Origin of the sequence: Dyadobacter fanqingshengii (assembly GCF_023822005.2) — a bacterium.
Classification (GTDB): domain Bacteria; phylum Bacteroidota; class Bacteroidia; order Cytophagales; family Spirosomataceae; genus Dyadobacter; species Dyadobacter fanqingshengii.
This window is the reverse complement of sequence record NZ_CP098806.1, coordinates 618440-638170: the sequence shown is the minus strand read 5'-3', so window position 1 is coordinate 638170 and position 19731 is coordinate 618440. Positions and strand designations below refer to the sequence as shown.

Genomic DNA, 19731 nt, shown 5'->3' with positions numbered 1-19731 from the left:
GACCAGAAGCGAGACTATCCGCTCGAAATTGTTCTTGGACTGCTTATCATGGCTGTCTGCTTAGGAGGCCATTGGCTAATTAGCCGGATCGCGCATTCCAACAAGCGCACAATCTGGATCACAGAATCAATACTGGTGGCCTTAATCGTTTACGGTTTTTATAGATCTTAGGAAATCAAACTATATAATTGCTGGCATAAAGGCATAGAGTTTTAATGAGTTTTTTTAATTTATTTAGATGAATAATTGGCTAACATTTAGCCGTCATTTAAATATTGAATAAACAGTTTATAACTCAAGCATTTACAACAACGTCCCGATCCACCCTCGCTGTTGTCTTAAATCCCCCACAATTGTCAATGCCGCAATTGATAGTTTTGTAAACCATCAATCCAAGAATGTACTTATATGGAAGGCATTGACGATATTATCTCAAAACTTGAATTTGCCCAGATTTGCTGGGTAGTGAAAGATATTCACGCGGCTGCGGAATTCTTTTCTAAAAGCCTTGGCATCCCCACCTTTCCTGCCTGAGCTAGTTCGTGCGCAGCACCTAGGCATGACTTACCGAGGCGAGGTGGTGGCCGCAGAATGGCTCACCACGCAGGCGTACAATGGTCTAACTTTCGTAGAACTCGTTCAGCCCTTAGCGGGTCAAAGCATGTTTCATGATTATTTGAATCAATATCCAGCAGGCGGAGCACAGCATTTCGCATACAGGATTTCGGTTAGCGATTTCGAAGAGGTCGTCGGGAAATTTCAGGCAAAAGGATATGAAATCATCAGTGAAGTGGATCATCCTATTGCGAGAATGGCATTTTTCAATACTTATGAAACAATTGGGGCAGTCACCGAGATCATGGGAATTACTCCAGAAGGGTGGAATGCGGTTGAACAAATGAAAAGCAGTAATTGAAATGGATATCAAATTCGAAGGCGGCATCAACATTGCCGTGAAGATTCCGAAAGCTAAATACGAAGCCACAGTTCATTTCTATCGAGACATTCTCAAACTCATCGTGGAAGAACGGCCTATTACAAATCCAACAGTTTCAAGAACACACCGGGTTAGCTTCGGCAACAATGTCATGTGGCTGGACTGCGTCGATAATTATACGCATTCCGAAACCTGGTTGGAGCTCAATGTCGAAAATGTCGCGGAAGCAACTGAATATCTGAAATCCCACGGTATTGCAACGTGTGACGAACTGGAAGAACTTCCTGATAATATGCACTGGATCACCGATCCGGCTGGCTCAGTCTATATTGTGAAAAACAGAGAATAATCTGGGGCAACTAAAATCGAAAAGTTATGGCCAATAAGCTTTCGAGCCGACTTCAAGAAATTGTGGATGCACTGCCGTTAAAAGAAGGTATGAGAATACTGGAAATCGGCTGTGGGTCGGGCGCAGCCGCCCGCGAAGTTGCCAAACGTGTTCCAGGTGGCAGCGTTCTGGGAATTGATCGTTCATCCAAGGCTATCAGGCAGGCTATCGAAAATAATAAAGCAGAAATTGCTTCCGGAGTGCTGGCGTTTCGTACCGAATCAATCGAAAATTTTGAGCTTCAAGCGGGCGAAGAACAATTCGATTTCGCATTTTCGGTTCGAGTGGGTGCGCTGGATGGAAGACATCCCGAAATAGAGAGGCAGGCTATTGAAAAAATCCGGAAAGCTCTAAAACGAAATGGTAAACTTTACATCGACGGCGGAAATCCGTTGAAGCTGCTTGATATTAGGGACCGGTAATCAGAACATAGCAATGAAACTTTCTTCAAAAGCGGAAAACATCCTGGAACAAATCAATGGTAATACCAAGCTGGGAGACTGTTAGAAGTTAGAAATTGTTATCCTTCTTCAAGCAACTGGTAGCAAAGGAATTTTGGAAGGCGTATCAGTTTTTTGTCTCTTTATTGATATCCACTTTTTTCCGTCAAAGCCATCAATAACTTCCGACCTCTTCAATTTCTGAACGTCCACGTAAGACAGCCCGGTGTAACAGCAAAAAATGAAAGGGTCGCGGGGAACCCATCCATTTTTAACGCAGAGCAGTACGATCTTTTTGAAATATACGAGGTACCTCATCGTAGTATTGTGAGAAATATTCCTTTTCCCTTTTAAATAGAATGCATAGGCCGAGATCAAACCGTAGTCCAATTTATCAAGACTTACGTCCAAGACCTTATACTTAAAAAGTAAAAACTCCTCAACATTTCGCAATGCAGCTTCATAACGGTTATAAGTACTTCTCGCAAAGTCTTTTTCTATTAGCGCATGCATCTCATTGTTATGTTCCCGAAAAACTTCTAAGATCATTTTAGGATGATCATTGATGCCTAATAGAAGATTTTTTATCGACTCTGCCGTAACCTCTTTGCCGGAATCGATCAATGTTCGGTGCGCCTCATAGACCTTCGTTTGTAAACTATCCAAATAAGCATTTAAACTCCGCACATCCTGTTTTGTGCCAGCTACCCTTCCAGATACTGAATTCCATTTTTCTGGCTCGCAATCCCTTTTTGCAGCCAGTTCAAAACGAGAGCCATCTGTCGTGACGCGTAGGTAAATAGGCATCTTGCCATTTAAATAGTTCTTGGGCTTCTTTAAATAAAAGAGCAGATTAAATGTTTTACTAAGCATAACATACTTCTTTATGTGAATAAAAGTAGGTTTGCAGTTTGAAAAAATCAAGATGTTTACGAGGTGAACCAGCTGTTATACAATACGTTACACCATGTCTGGTGAGTCGATTCCGCTTTCAGAGCTGACTCCCGAATTACTCACCAGAATTTTGCTAAAAAATGCATATTTTGACACTTTCTCAAAAAACAAAAACCCTGTAAATCGTTGATTTGCAGGGTTTTGATTGATTTTAATGAGCTATCTGGTGCACCCAACGAGATTCGAACTCATATCGTCGGTACCGGAAACCGAAATTCTATCCATTGAACTATGGGTGCTTCTGGTGGCTTGGGGCCGGTAATGGGGTGCAAATATAGCCGCTATTTTGATTTATGACCAATTGCAGAAAGAAATGTTTTGGAAATTTCCGTTAGCGACGTCATTTAAAGTTGCTTCAAAAGATCCCAGTCCTGGACGCCTTTGAGATACAAATAATTGAGTAAAATGCCGTTCACGTTGGTAATCAGCTTGTGACCTTCTGCGAACGGAACCACCTGGGTGTTGATATACTCATGGTCGGAAAGTAAACCCTGGGTCTGGTTATGATAAGAATGAATCGCCTGGGCGGTCAGTTCCAGCTCGCAGTAGAACATGTACATGGCTTCGTCGCTGGTGCCGGTGGAGGGATAAAAAGGCTGTTCGTTCACCTTTGTCAGTTGATCTTTCTGAACCTGGATGCCGGTTTCTTCGAAAACTTCCCTGGCGGCGACTGCGGCGGCATCGCTTTCACTGTCGAGCATTCCCGCAGGGTGTTCGAAGGTCATTGATCCGTCGCAAATCCTTCTTTGCTGAACTAGTAACAAATACTTTTCGCGGCTATCGACGTCTATAAAACAGATTAATACGCTGACGACCTCGCCTTTCAGAAAACAAATAGGCGGAATTTTGTTGCCTTCTGGAGTGGTCGCATCTGTGTATAACAATGAAAAGAGCACTTCTCCATTGCCATTCCTGCGGCTGTAAAGTTCATCAACTCGGTGAATGTCCAGGCCGTTGCCTTCTAATTTGCCCTTCCAGAGTTTGTATTTATGGGAATCGGTCAGCATTTCGCTCATGACAGGAATAAATGTGTGCTGATCAATTGTACAATGGGAACGAAATCGAAAGATTGGGAACGCCGTAGGTTTTGCTGAAACGTTTCTGCCCGTTGTCCAGTTTAGCTTCGGTCGCGTAGGTGATCCGTCCTGCCATATAGGCTAGCTTTACGCCAATGCGGTCCGTGATCCAGTAACGGAGAAATACTTCCGAATTCCCGTTCTGGTTATCCAATGCAAGCGGCAGAAGGTTCAGTGTGCTGGGGTTGCTTTTCACATAAGCATTATAATATTTGGCGCCCTCTCCTTCTGAAAAACCGGGTTTTGTATATAATCCATTTCTCCTCAATCCAAATGCAATGCCGAAAATATCTGTGTTAGCGCCAATGTCGAACCGCCACAATTTGACGTTTGCGCCGAGAATAAAACTAACACCATTCGCCGTTAACCGCCCAAATTCGAGTGTATCCCTTGATAAAGCATTGTCTTTTGGTAATAGATTCGTTCTCCCTGCGTAATATCCCCACGTCCGTACGCCCCAACCTATTCTGAACCATTGAAAATTGGCCAGACTCAATTCCTGATGATACAAAGCTGCCGGAACCCATTCGTTTTCCTGATATCCAAGCCCCAGATCAATGCCCGACGTTACACGGGAAAGACTTTGTGCAAAACCCTGAATTGAACCAAGAAAAATAAAAAGTACTATTAATCGGAAGCTTTTCATTGATTTTTAAATGATGTGATGGGCAAAGGTAAAAAAATGTACAAAAAAATAAGGCAGAGATCTGCTTCTCTGCCTTAAGTATGCTGACAATTTAAGTAAACGGCCGAAAACTTGTTATATTCGTCTTGTTGCTGCGTTTTTCTTGAGAACGATCGCTCCCATAGGCGGCAAGTCCAGAATTACCGAATTGCTTTTGCCATGCCATTGATGCGCTTCCGAGGTGACAGCCCCGGCGTTAATAACGCCGCTTCCCTGAAATTCTGCTGCATCCGAATTAAAGATTTCCTGCCAGTTGCCCTCCGTGAGCACGCCCACGCGGTAACCCATGCGCGGAATAGGCGTCAGATTGAGCACGACGACCACATTTTGAGCTGGATCCATTGCTTTTCTGGCAAAAACCAAAACTGAATTTTCCCGGTCCTGCGTGTCGATCCATTCGAAACCATCGTGGGAGAATGAAAAATCGTACAGGGCGGGCTCTGTTTTGTATAAATTATTCAAAGCAGTCACACAGTCCTTCATTCCTTTATGCATTGGATTTTCAAGCAAGTGCCAATCCAGGCTCTGCTGAAAAGCCCATTCCGAAGTTTGCCCGAATTCGCAGCCCATGAACATGAGCTTCGTACCAGGATGCGCAAACATATAGGTGAACATTAATCTCAAATTCGCGAACTTCTGCCACTCGTCGCCAGGCATTTTATTGATCAGCGATTTCTTGCCGTAAACCACCTCATCATGTGAGAATGGCAACATGAAATTTTCCGAAAATGCATATACCAGACTGAATGTCAGTTGATCCTGGTGCCATTTACGGAAAGCGGAGTCTTTTTCAAAATACTTCAATGTATCGTTCATCCAGCCCATCATCCATTTCATCCCAAAGCCCAGCCCGCCTACAAACACAGGACGCGACACGCCAGGAAACGCAGTTGACTCCTCTGCAATGGTTTGAATGTCAGGGAATTCGGTATAGGCAGCCACATTCATTTCACGCAGTAATGAAATCGCTTCCAGGTTCTCCCTTCCGCCAAATTCATTCGGGATCCATTCGCCGTGCTTTCTGGAATAGTCCAGATACAGCATGGAAGCGACGGCATCAACACGAAGGCCATCCATATGATAGCGGTCGAGCCAGAAAATAGCGTTACTGATCAAAAACGACCTTACTTCGTTGCGGCCATAGTTGAAAATATAGCTTTTCCAGTCGGGGTGATAACCTTTGCGCGGATCTTCATGCTCGTAAAGCGAGGTGCCGTCGAAACGGAAAAGTCCATGCGCATCACCCGGGAAATGCGAGGGAACCCAGTCCACATAAACGCCGATTCCAGCCTGGTGAAGCTGATCAATGAGATACATCAACTCCTGCGGGGTGCCCATTCGGGAGGCGCAGGAAAAGTAGCCGGTAATCTGATAACCCCATGATGGCGGATAAGGATGCTCCATAGGGGGCATCAGCTCTACGTGCGTAAAACCCATTTCCTTTACATAGGGAACCAGGGACACTGCAATTTCTTTATAAGTCAGATACCTTTCAGGATCGGACGGGTCACGCTGCCATGAACCTAAATGGACTTCATAAACCGAAATGGGCGCATTGAGCTTATTTTTCTCTTTGCGGATCTTCATCCAGTCCGAGTCGCCCCATTCGTACCAGGTATCCCACACAATGGAAGCCGTACGCGGCGCTACTTCGCACCAGAGTGCAAAAGGATCTGATTTTTCCTGAGACTGGCCGTTTTCGGCTACTATATAATATTTATAAACCTCCCCTACGCCCACATCCGGAATCCAGCCTTCCCATATCCCCGAGCTATCCCAACGCGGCGCGAGTGAATGTGCGCCCTGGTTCCAGCCATTAAAATTCCCAACAACTGATATATAAGTAGCATTAGGCGCCCAGACTGCAAAGTAGGTCCCGGTAACGCCTTTGAATTCCATGACGTGAGAGCCCAGCTTTTCGTAAAGCTTGAAATGCTTGCCCTGGCGAAAGAGGTGTATATCAAAATCTGTAAAACGGCTTATCGTTTCTACCGCATTCAACTCTCGGTCCCGGATAATGTCCGACTTGCCCTCAGCAGGATCAGAAGTTGAGTCTGTCTTTTTTTTACCAGTTAACTTAGCCATTTGCAATACACAATTTTAATAATTTCTATGAGGATGTAAGATTTACAATTTTATTAAACTATTTCTTAAAATGTATATATTTTTTTAACCCAAATTGCTAAATCCGTCAGATACAGCGGCATATTACATTGTGCCCGCGACTTTCTCCACCTGATCCAAAACGCGCATGATGTTGCCTCCCCAAATTTTTTCGATCTCCTTTGCAGAATAACCTCGCTGTACAAGCTCTTCCGTAATGCCGCCAATCTGGCTTACATCGTGCAGGCCGATCACCTCTCCACCCCCGTCCAGGTCCATGCCAATGCCCACATGATCCACCGAAGTAAGCTTGATCACGTGCTCAATGTGGTCCACGGCTTCTTTAAGCGTTGGCATGTCCGACTTGTATTTTTCATTAATGGCTTTCATTTCGTCGCGCAACGCCTTTTTATCTGCATCTGATAAATCGGTCTGGCGGATTTTCAAGCGCAATGCTTTCAATGACATTTCGTGCGGCTGAGAAGGCTTTTTCACAAAACCCGGAACGAAATTGATCTGGATTACGCCGCCGTTTTTTGCCAAAGTTTTGATCATATCGTCTGTCATATTACGCGGAACGTCACATAATGCGCGACACGAGGAATGAGATGCGATAATTGGTGCTTTTGTGAGCTTAATCACGTCATAAAAGGTAGAATCCGACACGTGGGAAATGTCTACCATCATGCCTAACTTGTTCATTTCCTTCACAACTTCTTCACCAAAAGCGCTTAAACCATTGTGTTCCGGGCCATCACCGTCGGTTGAGGAATCGCATATATCATTGTTGGATGAATGCGAAAGGGTGACATAGCGTAAGCCGAGATCGTAATATTGTTTAATGCTGGATAAATCCTTCCCGATCGGCCAACCATTTTCCATACCGATAAACACGGCACGCTTCCCCTCTTTTTGCAATCTGTAAGCATCCTTTGAAGTTGTTGCGATACCCGCCACAGCTGGATTCAGTTTAACTGATTCGTGAATTTTATTAAAAATCGCCAACGCTTTTTGCTTAGCCTCTGCGTTTGCTTCTTCGGACCTTTTGCCCTGACCCAGATAGACGGCGAAGAACATGCCATCCATTCCGCCTTTGATCATTCTTGGAAAATCGATTTGAGAGCGATCTTTTTCATAATCATGTTCCACCGCAATGTCGAAACCCGGCTTCATCATATTGATGGGAACGTCGGCGTGGGTGTCAATGGTGAGGGCGTTTGCATGGATCTTCGCGGCCTTGGGCGACATGGTCACGCCCGTGGTCTGGGCAAATGAAAGCACCGGCAAGGTAAGCATGAGTAGAAGCTTCTTCATTTTAAGGAGTGATTGGTTAAGGGATTTGTAACTGATTTTAAGTTGAGCCTTTTTTTCTAAAATATCAACTATGCGCAGGCTTTCCTTCCTTTTCTACAAAATAACAACGGCAGGGTTCTATTCAGGTGTTGCTAGCGACTATGCCGGAGCCGATGGATTTGGTCATTGTGAGTAGACGAACTTTATTTTGCGTTTTAACTGAGCGCGAAGGCCCTAACTTAAACGATCGCCGTATTATTTATAATGAAGAATAATTTTATCCATGACCGTGTGCTGTCCATCTTGTCGGCCTCTATTTTTTCTATTTTCCTGATATCTTGTCATTCTGCCCGAATGCCGGCTTCCTGGCCAAATTCCGATAAAGATTTTATGTACCAATATTCAATCATCGATGCTTTAATGGCTGGCGTTTTTGATGGCAATCTGAGGGTCGGAGATTTAAAACCAAGGGGCGATTTCGGCGTCGGCACGTTCAATAAAGTGGACGGCGAGCTCATCATGCTGAAAGGAAAAGTGTATAAAATGAGCGCGGACGGCAGTGTAAAAGAGGTTTCCGATAGCGACAGCACTTCCGCTGCCTTTGTCAAGTTTTTCAAAGCCGACACGACAATTTATTTCAATGAGCCGAATTTAAGCTATGAGAAATTGCAGGAATATCTGGTTGAGAAACTGAATGCCAACACCATCTATGCAATTAAAATAACAGGCTCTTTTTCCTCCATGACGACCCGTGCAGCCAGTCCGGCAAAACCTCCCTACAGCACGCTGACGGCACATTTAGGTGAACATCAAAAGCTTTTCAACTACAATAACACCACCGGCACCTGCGTTGGATTCCTGCTACCGCCCTATCTGGCCAGGACCAATGTTCCGGGCTTCCATCTGCATTACCTGGCTGACGATTTAAAGGCTGGCGGTCACATTTTTAAGTTTAATACGAATTCGGTGGCGGTTGAAATTGACTTTGCGAAAGGGTTTACCATTGAAAATAACACCAATGCGGAGTTTTTGAATGTGAACCTAAAACCGGACCGCGGTGCTGAACTGAAAAAAATCGAGTAATTTTATATTTCCGGCCCGATGGAGATTTCTGATCATTATGTATTTTTTATCCAAAAACATACTCTTATGCTGCGCCTTAACCCTCTCAGGATGCGGCTCTGCCTATGCACAAGTTACTTACTTCGCCGACATTCTGGGGCACGGCTTTAAGCAGGCCACTATTGTACAACCTTCTGATTATGAAGGAAGTGTAACGTGCACAGTTATTAAGAAACAAACACCCGAAAAAAGCGATAAGGCGGTGCTTTATGTGCATGGCTTCAACGACTATTTTTTCCAGGAAGAAATGGCCGAGCGTTTCATTGAAGAAGGTTACAATTTTTACGCGGTCGATTTACGCAAGTATGGACGGTCGTATCTGGCCAATCAGAAGTTTAACAATGTACGTGACCTTTCCGAGTATTTCGCGGACATCGACACGGTTTTGACTATCATTAAAAACGAAGGATCGGACAAAATTTTGCTGAGCGGACATTCTACCGGCGGCTTGATTTTATCCTTGTATGCGGCCGAACAAAATGGGAAAGAAATGTTTGACGCGATCTTGCTGAACAGCCCGTTTTTTGATTTGAATGTTAAATCGGTTTTGAAAAAAACAGCCATTCCCGTTATTGTAAAAAGGGCTGAAAAACATCCGGAAACGACTATCAGCGCCGGGCTAAGCCCTTTATATGGAGAAAGTTTGCACAAAGATGCGCACGGAGAGTGGACATATAATCTTGGCTGGAAACCACATATTGCGCCACCCGTAAACTTCGGCTGGATCAGGGCTATCCATATGGGTCAACTTAAATTGTCTCAGGGTTTACAAATCAACAAACCTGTTCTGGTTCTTCATTCGGCCAAATCCATTGAAGAGAAGAAATGGAGCGAAGTCATGTTTACGGGGGACGCCGTTCTCAATGTCGAGGAAATAGCCAAACAAGCACAAAATATCGTTGGTCAATACAGCATTCAAGCTGTCCAGGGCGGCATGCACGACCTTATCCTATCACGAAAACCAGTCAGGGAAGAAGTGTATTCCACAATCTTCAACTGGGCAAAGCGAAACGTGAAGTAACCAAATCAGGCAGCGTGAAAATGAATATATTGCGGGGGATATTTATTTATTAAAACATCTTGTTAACCATGCAGATCAGCGATCTTAAAATTCTCTTTTTCGATATCGGCGGCGTGCTGCTGAGCAATGGTTGGGGGCATGAATCCCGGTTGCTTGCCGCCGAAAAATTTGGGCTGGATTATAAGGAAATGGACCAGCTTCATAATTTCATTTTCAATGTTTATGAGATCGGCAGCATTAACCTGGATCAATATCTGGACACGGTGATCTTCAACCATCCCAGGGATTTTGTGCGGGAGGATTTTAAGGAGTTCATGTATGCGCAGTCTGTGGAACTTCCGGGAATGCTTGCCTGGCTCAAAGAATGGAAAAGAGATTGCGGATTCCGCATCATTTCAATCAATAACGAAGGCAAAGAACTGAACGATTACCGCGTTCAGAAATTCAAGCTTCACACCTGTTTTGATGCCTTTATCTCATCTTGCGAGGTCAAAATGCGCAAGCCTGACCCGCGCATTTTTGAGCTCGCAATGGGCATCGCACAGGCAACGCCCAGTCAATGTGTGTATTTCGATGACCGCATTATGTTTGCCAACATGGCCAAAAAACTCGGCTTGCGCGCTTTCCAGCACACAGGTTTCGAATCGACCAAAGAAATCCTGGAAGATTTGAAAAAAGAACGGTTTGAAAGGGTTAGCTAAAAACCCTTATCATCGGCTGACGGGCCGTAAATAGAAGGAACTGCGATGTCGTTCAGTCGCATGTAAACGGTTAGTTGGCCCCTATGGTGAACCCAGTGGTTAATCGTTGACCCTATGGCGGCGATCATCGGCTGTGCGTATAACAGTTCGCCGTTGTTTTTGAGCTTGAATTCTTTTGTCAGGTTCTCTTCTGTCGCATTTTGCAAAGCAGCTTTTGCACGTTCAACATTCTCGTCAAAATGCCTTACGACGGCCTCTCTTTCTCGTGTTTCCATGTGTTTGAAAGTCACGAAATCAATTTCGCCTTCTTCCACCATTACCGCCACCCAAAGCGGAATTTCGGCGACCAGCAATGTGAGGTAACCCATCTCCATGGACTTGGGATGCGGTTTGAAATTGTACACTGTTTCAGGAATTCTTTCGAGACATTTCCTCGTGGACGTGTACTCTGCTTCCAGTTCCTGGATGTAGGCAGTTGCAAAAAGTTTGTTTTCCATAGCGTTTATTTTTTATTTGTAAAAACAAAAAAATAATGCCCGGCTCTTTTTAACGATCGGACATTCAGCGCATTACTAAAACTAAAACGTACAATTTTGAGGGAGTTAGCGGATATAAGACAGCTTTACAAGCCTATTCAGCCTACTGTAAAGCAGTCGGCAAAACATGTTAATTACGTTGAATTCTTACCCGATTTGCGTCTTCAAAACTACATTTACTGTTACTGGCAACTCCAAACTTCCCAAACGCTGGACGAACCATTTCATTACCGCGTAGTCGCCGATGGTTGCATCGATATTTTCTTTGAGCTGACGGATCCCGCGGATAGTTATGTAATGGGTTTTTGTAAAAAATATACTGAGTTTCCGCTCGAAAATACCTTTAACTACGTAGGCGTGCGCTTCTTGCCAACCATGTTTCCGCAACTTTTCCGGATCAATGCTGCGGAGCTGAGTAATCGTTACGAGCAACTGGAACTGGTGATCCCGGAAACCGCGAAATTCATATCAGCGCATTTCGACAGCAATCTTTCAGCACCTGCGATCAAATCACTTTTCGACGATTATTTCATCGATTTCCTAGCGAATGTAAGACTGGATCATGACCATCGGTTTTACAACGCATTATCCCTGATCCTGAAAAACTTTGGGGTCATCAATGTGGAAACTGATCTCGATACCGGCATCAGTCCGCGCCAGTTGCGGCGACTTTTTTCTTATTATATAGGCGACTCAGCCAAGACATTCAGCAAGGTTGTCAGGTTTCAGAACATTCTCCGCGCGAAACCTTCCCAGCAAAGTTTGAGGGAAAATAAGTTATTCTTTGACGGCTACTACGATCAGGCGCATTTTATCAAGGAGTTCAAGAATTTGTACGGCATCACACCAGGAAAGGCATTTGGAAGGTGATTATGTCCGATTTTTACAATGTTACGGTGGCCGTTTCAGGGAAATTTGTAGCGTATTATTAACCTAAATAGCCAGGAAAATGAAGCGCTTACTAATTATTCTGACCGCGTTTTGCCTCTCTGCAAACGCTTATTCGCAAACAAAATCAACCACTAAACATTCCGGAAAAATGAAACTGAACGCAGGAATTGTCACTTCTAAAATTGCCGAAACAAAAGCCTTTTATACCAAAACACTCGGCTTTGGCGTCACATTCGAAAACGAGTTTTATCTGCTCATGCATACGCCCGGGCGTGAGGCCGAAATCAGCTTCCTGTTGCCCGAACACCCTTCCCAGCAGCCGCTTTTTCATCAGCCATTTACGGGACAAGGAATGTTCCTGACTATTGAGGTTGAGGACGTGGACAAGCTCTACAATGACCTCAAAAAGAAGGGAGCCGACATAAAAATTGACCTTAGGGACGAGCCCTGGGGCGACCGCCACTTTGCAATTGCAGATCCGAACGGCATTGGCATTGACCTCGTAAAATACGCCCCGACTCAGGAAAAATAATCAAAGGCGAGGTTGAAGTATGCATTTACCGCTTCAACCTCGCTGCCCTTTGCGGCATGTCAATGGCCTGCAACACTTTGTTTCTCAGGAAGTAAGGATAGTCAGGATGCTCATTCAGGAATTTTGTAGCGACGTCGGTCGCCTCCCGGGACGAGTGTCCTGAAAATGTGGTATTCGTCCAGCGTGTTGGGAAGAAAATGTCGCCTGTGAGCTGGATTTCCTGCAATATTTCCAGGGATGGCCGTAAGTATTTGATGGCGCTTGCCGACCGCAGCGGATGATGCAGATTTGACAGCCCGTCCAGCACCCAAGCTTCTTTCTCACGGTTTTCAGGTTTTTTCAGGGATTCAAAAAACGCATCGCGTTCCGTTTCATTTGGGCTCAACGATGGGATTACAAATTGCATTCGCGCCTTGCGATCGGGATTTTTGGTGCTGTCGAGCTGTGTTTGCAAAATGGCCTTCACATCTCCTTTCCCCCTGATTGCCAAGTCATAAGCCAACGAAATCTTGTCTTCTTCTGATAACGTAAGATCCTTGATAACGAGCGTCTTATTCCAAAGTGACTCCATTTTTTGATAAGCGTCTTCGCTGAGCGCAACGCTTCTGAATGTCCGGAAATACGATTTTTTTATTCCCTTATCTTTCGTCTCGTTCAGCAGGTTCCAGATCACTTTTTCAACCTCCGGCTGATATGTGTGTCTGCGCTCATCGCTTAAAAATGACCACCATAGGCTCTGCAAACGTCCCAGCAAATAATCTGTCAGCAGCGGATCTTTTTCTTTTGTTAATGCTTGCAGCACATGGTTTAAAAGCACGGTCGCCTCCGGCCCATCGCCCCGCAGGAAACCTTCCCAAACGTTAACCAGCACCGCGCCGCGAAAAACGGGTTTGGAAAAAATCGAGTCGCCAGGTTTGTCATAGTTCTTGAAAAAATAGGATGTGCTCGCGCTGTCGATCTGAAAGTAACCATAACCAGTCCCGTCTGGATTTGGAAAGTGAAGGTCTTTTTGGCCAGACTTCACATGCTTAAAACCAACCGGTTGTTGCCATGTCCGATTTGAAACAGAATCCTTTTTTTGAATGCATTTTGCTTCCGGCTGATTTGAAAAGGCATACTCAGGCATTCCGGGAGTTTTCACCCACACACGGCTCCAATCCGCAATGTCGAGCGGTGTTTTTTTATCTATAATCTGAATCAGATCGTCCCAGCGGGCGTTTCGGTATGCGTATTTTTTCAAATATTCTCCCAGGCTCTCACGCATTAACTTCCCGCCAATTTTCCTTTCCAATTGCCGCATGACAATCGGAGCTTTCATATAAATAATGGCTCCGTATAATGTTCCGGCATTTTTAAGGTTGCCCAAATCCTGCAAAATTGGGTTTGTTCCCGCTGTCCGGTCGACCTCGTAAGCGTTGGGGTAATGTGCCAGCAGGAAGCGCAGTTCGTGATTGATCTCGGGGAAGCTTGGGTGGACGATTTTCGCCGCCATGAAATTGGCAAAAACTTCTTTCAGCCACACATCATTGAACCAATCCATAGTCACCAGATCGCCAAACCACATATGCGCCGACTCATGCGCAATCACGCTCGCACGCGCCATTTTCTCGTTAACCGACGCATTTTCATCCAGTATAAGGGCCGACTCATTGTAAAAAATAGAACCCGGATGCTCCATGCCACCATATTGGAATGACGGGATCAGCACAAAATCGAACTTTTCAAACGGATAGGGAATGCTAGTGTAATTTTCCAGCCAGGAAAGGGACTTGGCATGCAGATTAAATATTTCATTCTCATTTCGCGCCACTTTCGCAGAATCTGTTTCGCGATAATACATCGTCATCGACCTGCCTTTCACCGTTTTTTCAGTTTTGAAAAACTTGCCTGCTGCAAAAGCAAATAAGTAGGAGCTGATGGGTTTGGTTTCTGCAAACTGGAAAACGCCTTTGCCGCTACGCGTAGTTTTTGATTTCAAACTGCCATTCGAAACTGCCTCCCAGCCATCGGGAATGCTTAATGTTAATGCGTACGTCGCTTTCAAATTCGGTTGATCGAATAGCGGAAAGCAGGTTGACGCGCGGTCGGGGACGAAAAGCGTGTATAAATATTCTTCGCTCCTATTGAGGGAAAGATTGCCTGCTATAAACCCGATCGTCAATGTGTTCCTGCCTTTTTTTAGGCCGCCCGGCCCGATTACAATGTGCTGGTTTGCAACCTCAAACTCAATTTCCTCCCCTTCCGATTGAACCGAAATAATATGTGTGCTATCAGAATTGAAATCCAAAACCAATGCCGAATCGAGTGCATTGAGGTTAAATGAAATCGTTTCAATCCCCTTGATCGACTCATTTTTGCTACTTGGAATGTCAAGCTGAATGTTGTACCGAATGCTGTCAATCGTGTTTTTCCGCCGCTCATTCAACTGATAACTAACCCCTTTCTCTGGAATTTCAGACGCATGGTCCGTACAACCCATTTGAAACAAAAGCACAATTAGCAAGGCAAGCCAGCAAGAAATTTTCATGAGTGAATTAATGGTACGCGCCAAAAATAGCATTTAGCGCTTTAAATTTACGCCATTGAAGGCTTGTTACGCATCGTAACATTGTTTATATTTATCAACTTTAACTGTACACACCTGTGAATGACAAATTTTAATGTCTAAAACACAACAAACGATATGGAAACAATGGCAAAATCAAAATCCGACGAGTTGACAACTTTGTTGTCGGAAAGCCGCGAGGCAATTGAAGAAGCAAAAAATTATCTGTCTAAAAACGGAAAGAAATACGAGTTGCACGACTGGATTACCATTGCAGAATATTGCAAACGCTTCAACATTCCTAACACGCAAACTGTAAGCAACTGGATAAAACGCGGGATAATTTCTGAGGAAAACACGATTGTGATTGAAGAATATAACAATATCAGGTTGATTAAGGCGATTCCTTATCATGATCATTCTTAATTCTGCCGATTTATTTTCTAATCATACTTCACAAAACCGGTTTTCATGCATCCAGTTTTACGTTATTCCCTATTTGCCGTTTACTTATTATCCTATTCTTTGAAGGCCCAAACCCTGGGTCCGCTTACTGTTGAAAAAATAATGCGTGATCCTAAGAAATGGATCGGGACTTCGCCGACGGAAATTTCCTGGTCGGAGGATAGTAAAACGATTTATTTCAACTGGAATCCGGATAAAAATGCAGCCGATTCGCTTTATGGCTACGACTTATCTTCCAAAAAAACAAATAAGATAGCGCCTGCTGACCGCAGAACATTGCCAGCTAAAAGTGATGTTCTCAATAAACAAAAAACGCAGCGGCTCTATGAAAAGAATGGCGATATCTTCCTGATTTCTAAAACGGACTTCAAAATAAGGCAGTTGACCAACACCCTCGAAAGAGAAAGTGCCCCGACGTTCAGCGGCGATGATCAGAAAGTGATTTTTACCCGGGGCATGAACCTGTTCAGCATTTCGCTGGACAACGGACTTTTAAGCCAACTGACTGATTTTAAAACAGGAACAAAAAAAGCTGATGCAAAGCTGAATGATCAGGAAAAATTCTTGAAGGACGACCAGCTCGCAATGTTTGAGGTTTTAAAGGAAAGAAAAGAGAAAAAGGATGCGGGCAAAAAGATAACGGATGCTGAAAAGGCGGCTTATCCTAAGGAGATTTATCTTGGCGAAAAGAATGTCTCAAACCAGGAAATCAGTCCGGATGGGCGATATATTACTTACAGATTGACTCAAACAAACAAATCTGCGAAGTCGACAATTGTGCCCAATTATGTTACCGAATCTGGTTTTACAGAAGATATTTCCGGGAGAACCAAAGTTGGCGCGCCGGATTCTGATGCGGAATTTTGGGTTTATAATGTAAAAAAAGACACAACAGCAAAGGTTAGCGTAAAGAACATTCCAGGCATCAGCGACAAACCGGATTATCTCAAAGATTATCCCAGACTGGACACTGCATGGAAAAACAAGGAACGCGAGGTTGTCATTAACGGGCCGTTCTGGTCGGATAATGGAAAAAATGCGGTCGTTATCGTTCGCTCGCTGGACGCCAAAGACCGCTGGATTATGGCGCTTGAGCCGGAGACATTAACACTAAAATTGCTCGACCGCCAGCGGGACGAAGCCTGGATCGGCGGGCCGGGCATCGGCGGATATCCGATGAGCTCCGGGGAAATCGGGTTCATTAATGACAACACCATTTATTTTCAAAGTGAGGAAACGGGTTACTCGCATCTTTACAGTCTGGACGTCATAAGCAGCAAAAAAACGGCGCTGACATCCGGGAAGTTTGAAGTCCAGCATGTTGATCTTTCCACAGACAAAAAGACATTTTACCTCATAACCAACGAAGTGCACCCGGGCGAGCAGCACTTTTACAGCATGCCCGTAACAGGCGGCCAGCGGTTGCGCATTACGCAACAAACTGGCGCACATGAGGTTACACTTTCGCCGGATGAAACCAAACTAGCCATTCGCTATTCGCAGAGCAATGCTCCATGGGAATTATTTGTAATGGACAACCCTGCTGTTTCAAGCACAAAAACCACTCAGCCTGAACAGATTACTAAATCTGTCTCCCATGAATTTTTGTCGTATTCCTGGCGAAAAGCAAAGGTTGTCACCATTAAGGCAACGGACGGTCAAGACATTTACGCGCGGGTGTATGAGCCTAAAAAATCGAATGGTAAAGCGGTCATTTTTGTGCACGGAGCGGGTTATTTGCAAAATGCGCACAAATGGTGGAGCCAGTATTTCAGGGAATATATGTTCAATAACATGCTGGTAGACAAGGGTTACACCGTGCTGGATCTGGATTATCGTGCAAGCTCAGGTTACGGTCGCAAATGGCGCACAGGCATTTACAGGTTCATGGGCGGCAAAGATCTGACGGACAACACCGATGGAGCAAAATGGCTGATCAAAAATTACGGCATTAATCCCAAGAGAATTGGCATTTACGGAGGCTCATATGGCGGATTCATCACCTTAATGGGCCTTTTTACAACACCAGATATTTTCGCCGCCGGAGCTGCATTACGACCTGTGACAGACTGGGCTGCTTATAACCATCCTTACACGGCCAACATCCTGAATGAACCACAGTCGGACAGCCTGGCTTACCGGAAAAGTTCCCCGATTTATCATGCAGCTGGCCTCAAAAACCATTTATTAATGTGTCACGGCATGGTGGATGTCAATGTACATTATCAGGATGTCGTTAGATTATCGCAGCGGCTGATCGAGCTGGGCAAAAATAACTGGGAGCTGGCTTCCTATCCGATGGAAGACCACGCATTTGTGGAAGCTTCCTCCTGGACCGATGAATACAAGCGGATATTGAAGCTTTTTGAGGAGAAATTATAAAAAAAATGCCGTGTTGGTTTCCCAACACGGCATTTTCAAGTTCAAACATTCCTATGCAGCATTGCTAACATCTCTGATCAGCGAAAAGCCCCCATAATTTTCCCACAAGTTGATAATCAGGTTTCTTTCTTTTATGTTATGAAGACCGAAGTCAATCAGGATTTCGCCTTCCTGAATCCGTCTCTGAAAATAGGTAGCGTACTCATCGGAGAGGACGGTGCTGGCAATTGCCCGCTGGCCACCTTCATCTAATTTTCCTGCCACTACAAGTGCCAGTCCCGGAATCGCCACAAAACTACCAAACACATCCAAAGCATCCGAGATCCTGGTTACCTGTAGCTTTTTACCTTTTCCTATCCCGAATTTTCGATTGTCATCAAAATCCGAGTCATGGTATTGATAAAGTCTTTCGCAAGTTTCTTCAGACATGATAAGGGTAATCTCCCCCGCTTCATATCCTAATTTTAACAATGCTTTATATGCATTTTCTGCATCCGTTCTCGTTGCAAATACGCTAGTTACCGTGCTTACACTATTTGAGATATGTGTGTTATCCATCATCTGTCGCCTCCTAACAATTCAATATGTACTTCAATATTCTATGATGAAGTGATAAAGAACTGTTCCATCAACGAAATGCGCAATATTATTCCTGAAAGTGCTAAGAGTGTGGAAGTGGCTGATTTTTACGTTATTATACGTCATTTTTAGCTGTGGCTTTTGTTCTACATCAAAACAAAAGGCTAGCAAAAAGAGTATTTACAAAAACTGCCGGCCTTATATCCCATGCCGAACGATAGTCGGATAACATACATCGCTTACTACTTAACCTGATCTAAATGAAGCAGATATTTTCTCGGATAAAGACCTTTGTCACAGTTCAGGGCGTACTCGCACTGTCATTCGCTGCTGTTTCGCACGCGCAAGTGGGTGTAGGAACAAAGGCGCCGCAGGGAGCGGAAGTTTTCCTGGATGGCAGTCGCAAAATGCTGGATGAAAAATGGATCTATTGGGAGGGCCCGCGCTTTTCGGCAAAGCCTCCTATCAAATGGACTGTTGTGAATGATCCTGTTGATAAGGGAACGGTGATCAATTGCAATGACCCGGCGTCGGCTGGGGGCAAATATGGTTCTGCCGATATTGTTACCAAGAAGCAATTCAAAGATTTCCGCGCACATGTCGAATTTTTGATCACCAAAGAAGGTGGCAATAGCGGCGTTTATTTACAAAACCGTTACGAAATCCAGGTTTTGGATGGAGACACCACTTCCCACGGAATGGCGGCGGTGATCAATGAATCCAAGTCGCCATATGCTGCTTATAACGGCATTGGCAAATGGAATTCTTACGACATTCTGTTCAGGGCGGCGCGCTTCAAGGATGGAAAACTGGTTGAAAAGCCTATGGTAACATTATATTTTAATGGTAAAAAGGTCCATACCAACCAACAGATCAGCCAGGTTTGGGGCGGGCCTAATTCGGGCATTGACGGCGGTAACGATGGTGGAAAAGGGATTTCGGACACGCCGGGAGGTTTAAAACTGCAATCAGAAGGCCACGACGTTTACTATCGCAACATCTGGGTGAAAGATATGACGCTGGATAAAGCAGACACTGATTTTTAAGAATACTGCTCAAAAAATGCCTGTCCGAAAATTTC

The 19731-nt window shown here is 44.6% G+C and carries 19 protein-coding genes and 1 tRNA gene; 11 read left to right on the top strand and 9 right to left on the bottom strand.

Annotated elements, in window-relative coordinates; genetic code table 11:
- Positions 1-508 precede the first annotated feature (508 nt).
- Genes NFI81_RS02675 through NFI81_RS02665 form a run of 3 tightly spaced genes read left to right on the top strand, consistent with a single transcriptional unit; the run spans position 509 to position 1747 of the window.
- A complete protein-coding gene (locus tag NFI81_RS02675) occupies positions 509-916 on the top strand; it encodes a VOC family protein (protein ID WP_234614423.1) in 408 nt (135 codons plus the stop codon).
- 1 nt (position 917) lies between these two features.
- Positions 918-1286 (top strand): VOC family protein, encoded by a 369-nt coding sequence (locus NFI81_RS02670; RefSeq protein WP_234614424.1) that lies wholly within the window; start codon positions 918-920, stop codon positions 1284-1286.
- Positions 1287-1312: 26 nt separating this feature from the next.
- The gene (locus NFI81_RS02665) at positions 1313-1747 is read left to right on the top strand and encodes an SAM-dependent methyltransferase (protein WP_234614425.1); all 435 of its coding nucleotides are present in this window, start codon (positions 1313-1315) and stop codon (positions 1745-1747) included.
- A gap of 108 nt (positions 1748-1855) precedes the next feature.
- Here the strand turns inward: NFI81_RS02665 and NFI81_RS02660 are convergent, their stop codons facing one another.
- The 6 genes from NFI81_RS02660 to NFI81_RS02635 form a co-directional block, all read right to left on the bottom strand.
- Positions 1856-2638, bottom strand: coding sequence for a site-specific integrase (locus tag NFI81_RS02660; RefSeq protein WP_234614426.1), 783 nt, complete (start codon positions 2636-2638; stop codon positions 1856-1858).
- Between the two features lie 245 nt (positions 2639-2883).
- Positions 2884-2958: transfer RNA gene (locus tag NFI81_RS02655), tRNA-Arg, on the bottom strand.
- A 105-nt stretch (positions 2959-3063) separates the two neighbouring features.
- Positions 3064-3735, bottom strand: coding sequence for an NUDIX hydrolase (locus tag NFI81_RS02650; RefSeq protein ID WP_234614427.1), 672 nt, complete (start codon positions 3733-3735; stop codon positions 3064-3066).
- Positions 3736-3757: 22 nt separating this feature from the next.
- Entirely contained in the window at positions 3758-4441 is a 684-nt protein-coding gene (locus tag NFI81_RS02645; protein ID WP_234614428.1) for a hypothetical protein, read from the bottom strand.
- A gap of 114 nt (positions 4442-4555) precedes the next feature.
- A complete protein-coding gene (glgB, locus tag NFI81_RS02640; RefSeq protein WP_234614429.1) occupies positions 4556-6565 on the bottom strand; it encodes a 1,4-alpha-glucan branching protein GlgB in 2010 nt (669 codons plus the stop codon).
- A gap of 123 nt (positions 6566-6688) precedes the next feature.
- Complete coding sequence (locus NFI81_RS02635; protein ID WP_234614430.1) at positions 6689-7897, bottom strand: dipeptidase; 1209 nt, start codon at positions 7895-7897, stop codon at positions 6689-6691.
- 369 nt (positions 7898-8266) lie between these two features.
- Between NFI81_RS02635 and budA the strand changes: the two genes are divergently transcribed.
- The 3 genes from budA (at position 8267) to NFI81_RS02620 (ending at position 10720) form a co-directional block, all read left to right on the top strand.
- Positions 8267-8959 (top strand): acetolactate decarboxylase, encoded by a 693-nt coding sequence (gene budA, locus NFI81_RS02630; RefSeq protein ID WP_254410608.1) that lies wholly within the window; start codon positions 8267-8269, stop codon positions 8957-8959.
- Between the two features lie 37 nt (positions 8960-8996).
- Positions 8997-10019, top strand: coding sequence for an alpha/beta hydrolase (locus NFI81_RS02625; protein WP_234614432.1), 1023 nt, complete (start codon positions 8997-8999; stop codon positions 10017-10019).
- A gap of 68 nt (positions 10020-10087) precedes the next feature.
- Positions 10088-10720, top strand: coding sequence for an HAD family hydrolase (locus tag NFI81_RS02620; protein WP_234614433.1), 633 nt, complete (start codon positions 10088-10090; stop codon positions 10718-10720).
- Here the strand turns inward: NFI81_RS02620 and NFI81_RS02615 are convergent.
- Entirely contained in the window at positions 10717-11217 is a 501-nt protein-coding gene (locus NFI81_RS02615; protein WP_234614434.1) for a DinB family protein, read from the bottom strand. The two genes, NFI81_RS02620 and NFI81_RS02615, sit on opposite strands and share 4 nt — an antisense overlap.
- A gap of 96 nt (positions 11218-11313) precedes the next feature.
- Between NFI81_RS02615 and NFI81_RS02610 the strand changes: the two genes are divergently transcribed.
- Both NFI81_RS02610 and NFI81_RS02605 read left to right on the top strand, forming a co-directional pair.
- Positions 11314-12126 carry an AraC family transcriptional regulator gene (locus NFI81_RS02610; protein WP_234614435.1) on the top strand — a complete coding sequence of 271 codons (813 nt, stop codon included), beginning with the start codon at positions 11314-11316 and terminating at the stop codon, positions 12124-12126.
- A gap of 169 nt (positions 12127-12295) precedes the next feature.
- Entirely contained in the window at positions 12296-12679 is a 384-nt protein-coding gene (locus NFI81_RS02605; RefSeq protein ID WP_234614436.1) for a VOC family protein, read from the top strand.
- 25 nt (positions 12680-12704) lie between these two features.
- Here NFI81_RS02605 and NFI81_RS02600 read toward each other — a convergent pair whose 3' ends face one another.
- Entirely contained in the window at positions 12705-15206 is a 2502-nt protein-coding gene (locus tag NFI81_RS02600) for a M1 family metallopeptidase (RefSeq protein WP_234614437.1), read from the bottom strand.
- Positions 15207-15371: 165 nt separating this feature from the next.
- Between NFI81_RS02600 and NFI81_RS02595 the strand changes: the two genes are divergently transcribed.
- Positions 15372-15650, top strand: coding sequence for a hypothetical protein (locus tag NFI81_RS02595; protein ID WP_234614438.1), 279 nt, complete (start codon positions 15372-15374; stop codon positions 15648-15650).
- 45 nt (positions 15651-15695) lie between these two features.
- A complete protein-coding gene (locus NFI81_RS02590; RefSeq protein WP_234614439.1) occupies positions 15696-18071 on the top strand; it encodes a S9 family peptidase in 2376 nt (791 codons plus the stop codon).
- Between the two features lie 51 nt (positions 18072-18122).
- On the opposite strand, the gene NFI81_RS02585 is transcribed toward NFI81_RS02590, so the two are convergent.
- A complete protein-coding gene (locus NFI81_RS02585; protein WP_234614440.1) occupies positions 18123-18500 on the bottom strand; it encodes a hypothetical protein in 378 nt (125 codons plus the stop codon).
- A gap of 410 nt (positions 18501-18910) precedes the next feature.
- Here NFI81_RS02585 and NFI81_RS02580 point away from each other — a divergent pair, with 410 nt between their 5' ends.
- Entirely contained in the window at positions 18911-19696 is a 786-nt protein-coding gene (locus NFI81_RS02580; RefSeq protein ID WP_234614441.1) for a 3-keto-disaccharide hydrolase, read from the top strand.
- Positions 19697-19731: the final 35 nt, after the last annotated feature.

What these genes read in the sequence shown, in the direction of transcription:
- NFI81_RS02670 (WP_234614424.1), top strand. Translation starts at nt 918, where the DNA reads ATGGATATCAAATTCGAAGGCGGCATCAACATTGCCGTGAAGATTCCG.
- NFI81_RS02665 (WP_234614425.1), top strand. Translation starts at nt 1,313, where the DNA reads ATGGCCAATAAGCTTTCGAGCCGACTTCAAGAAATTGTGGATGCACTG.
- NFI81_RS02660 (WP_234614426.1), bottom strand. Translation starts at nt 2,638, where the DNA reads ATGCTTAGTAAAACATTTAATCTGCTCTTTTATTTAAAGAAGCCCAAG.
- NFI81_RS02650 (WP_234614427.1), bottom strand. Translation starts at nt 3,735, where the DNA reads ATGAGCGAAATGCTGACCGATTCCCATAAATACAAACTCTGGAAGGGC.
- NFI81_RS02645 (WP_234614428.1), bottom strand. Translation starts at nt 4,441, where the DNA reads ATGAAAAGCTTCCGATTAATAGTACTTTTTATTTTTCTTGGTTCAATT.
- glgB (WP_234614429.1), bottom strand. Translation starts at nt 6,565, where the DNA reads ATGGCTAAGTTAACTGGTAAAAAAAAGACAGACTCAACTTCTGATCCT.
- NFI81_RS02635 (WP_234614430.1), bottom strand. Translation starts at nt 7,897, where the DNA reads ATGAAGAAGCTTCTACTCATGCTTACCTTGCCGGTGCTTTCATTTGCC.
- budA (WP_254410608.1), top strand. Translation starts at nt 8,267, where the DNA reads ATGTACCAATATTCAATCATCGATGCTTTAATGGCTGGCGTTTTTGAT.
- NFI81_RS02625 (WP_234614432.1), top strand. Translation starts at nt 8,997, where the DNA reads ATGTATTTTTTATCCAAAAACATACTCTTATGCTGCGCCTTAACCCTC.
- NFI81_RS02620 (WP_234614433.1), top strand. Translation starts at nt 10,088, where the DNA reads ATGCAGATCAGCGATCTTAAAATTCTCTTTTTCGATATCGGCGGCGTG.
- NFI81_RS02615 (WP_234614434.1), bottom strand. Translation starts at nt 11,217, where the DNA reads ATGGAAAACAAACTTTTTGCAACTGCCTACATCCAGGAACTGGAAGCA.
- NFI81_RS02605 (WP_234614436.1), top strand. Translation starts at nt 12,296, where the DNA reads ATGAAACTGAACGCAGGAATTGTCACTTCTAAAATTGCCGAAACAAAA.
- NFI81_RS02600 (WP_234614437.1), bottom strand. Translation starts at nt 15,206, where the DNA reads ATGAAAATTTCTTGCTGGCTTGCCTTGCTAATTGTGCTTTTGTTTCAA.
- NFI81_RS02595 (WP_234614438.1), top strand. Translation starts at nt 15,372, where the DNA reads ATGGCAAAATCAAAATCCGACGAGTTGACAACTTTGTTGTCGGAAAGC.
- NFI81_RS02590 (WP_234614439.1), top strand. Translation starts at nt 15,696, where the DNA reads ATGCATCCAGTTTTACGTTATTCCCTATTTGCCGTTTACTTATTATCC.
- NFI81_RS02585 (WP_234614440.1), bottom strand. Translation starts at nt 18,500, where the DNA reads ATGTCTGAAGAAACTTGCGAAAGACTTTATCAATACCATGACTCGGAT.
- NFI81_RS02580 (WP_234614441.1), top strand. Translation starts at nt 18,911, where the DNA reads ATGAAGCAGATATTTTCTCGGATAAAGACCTTTGTCACAGTTCAGGGC.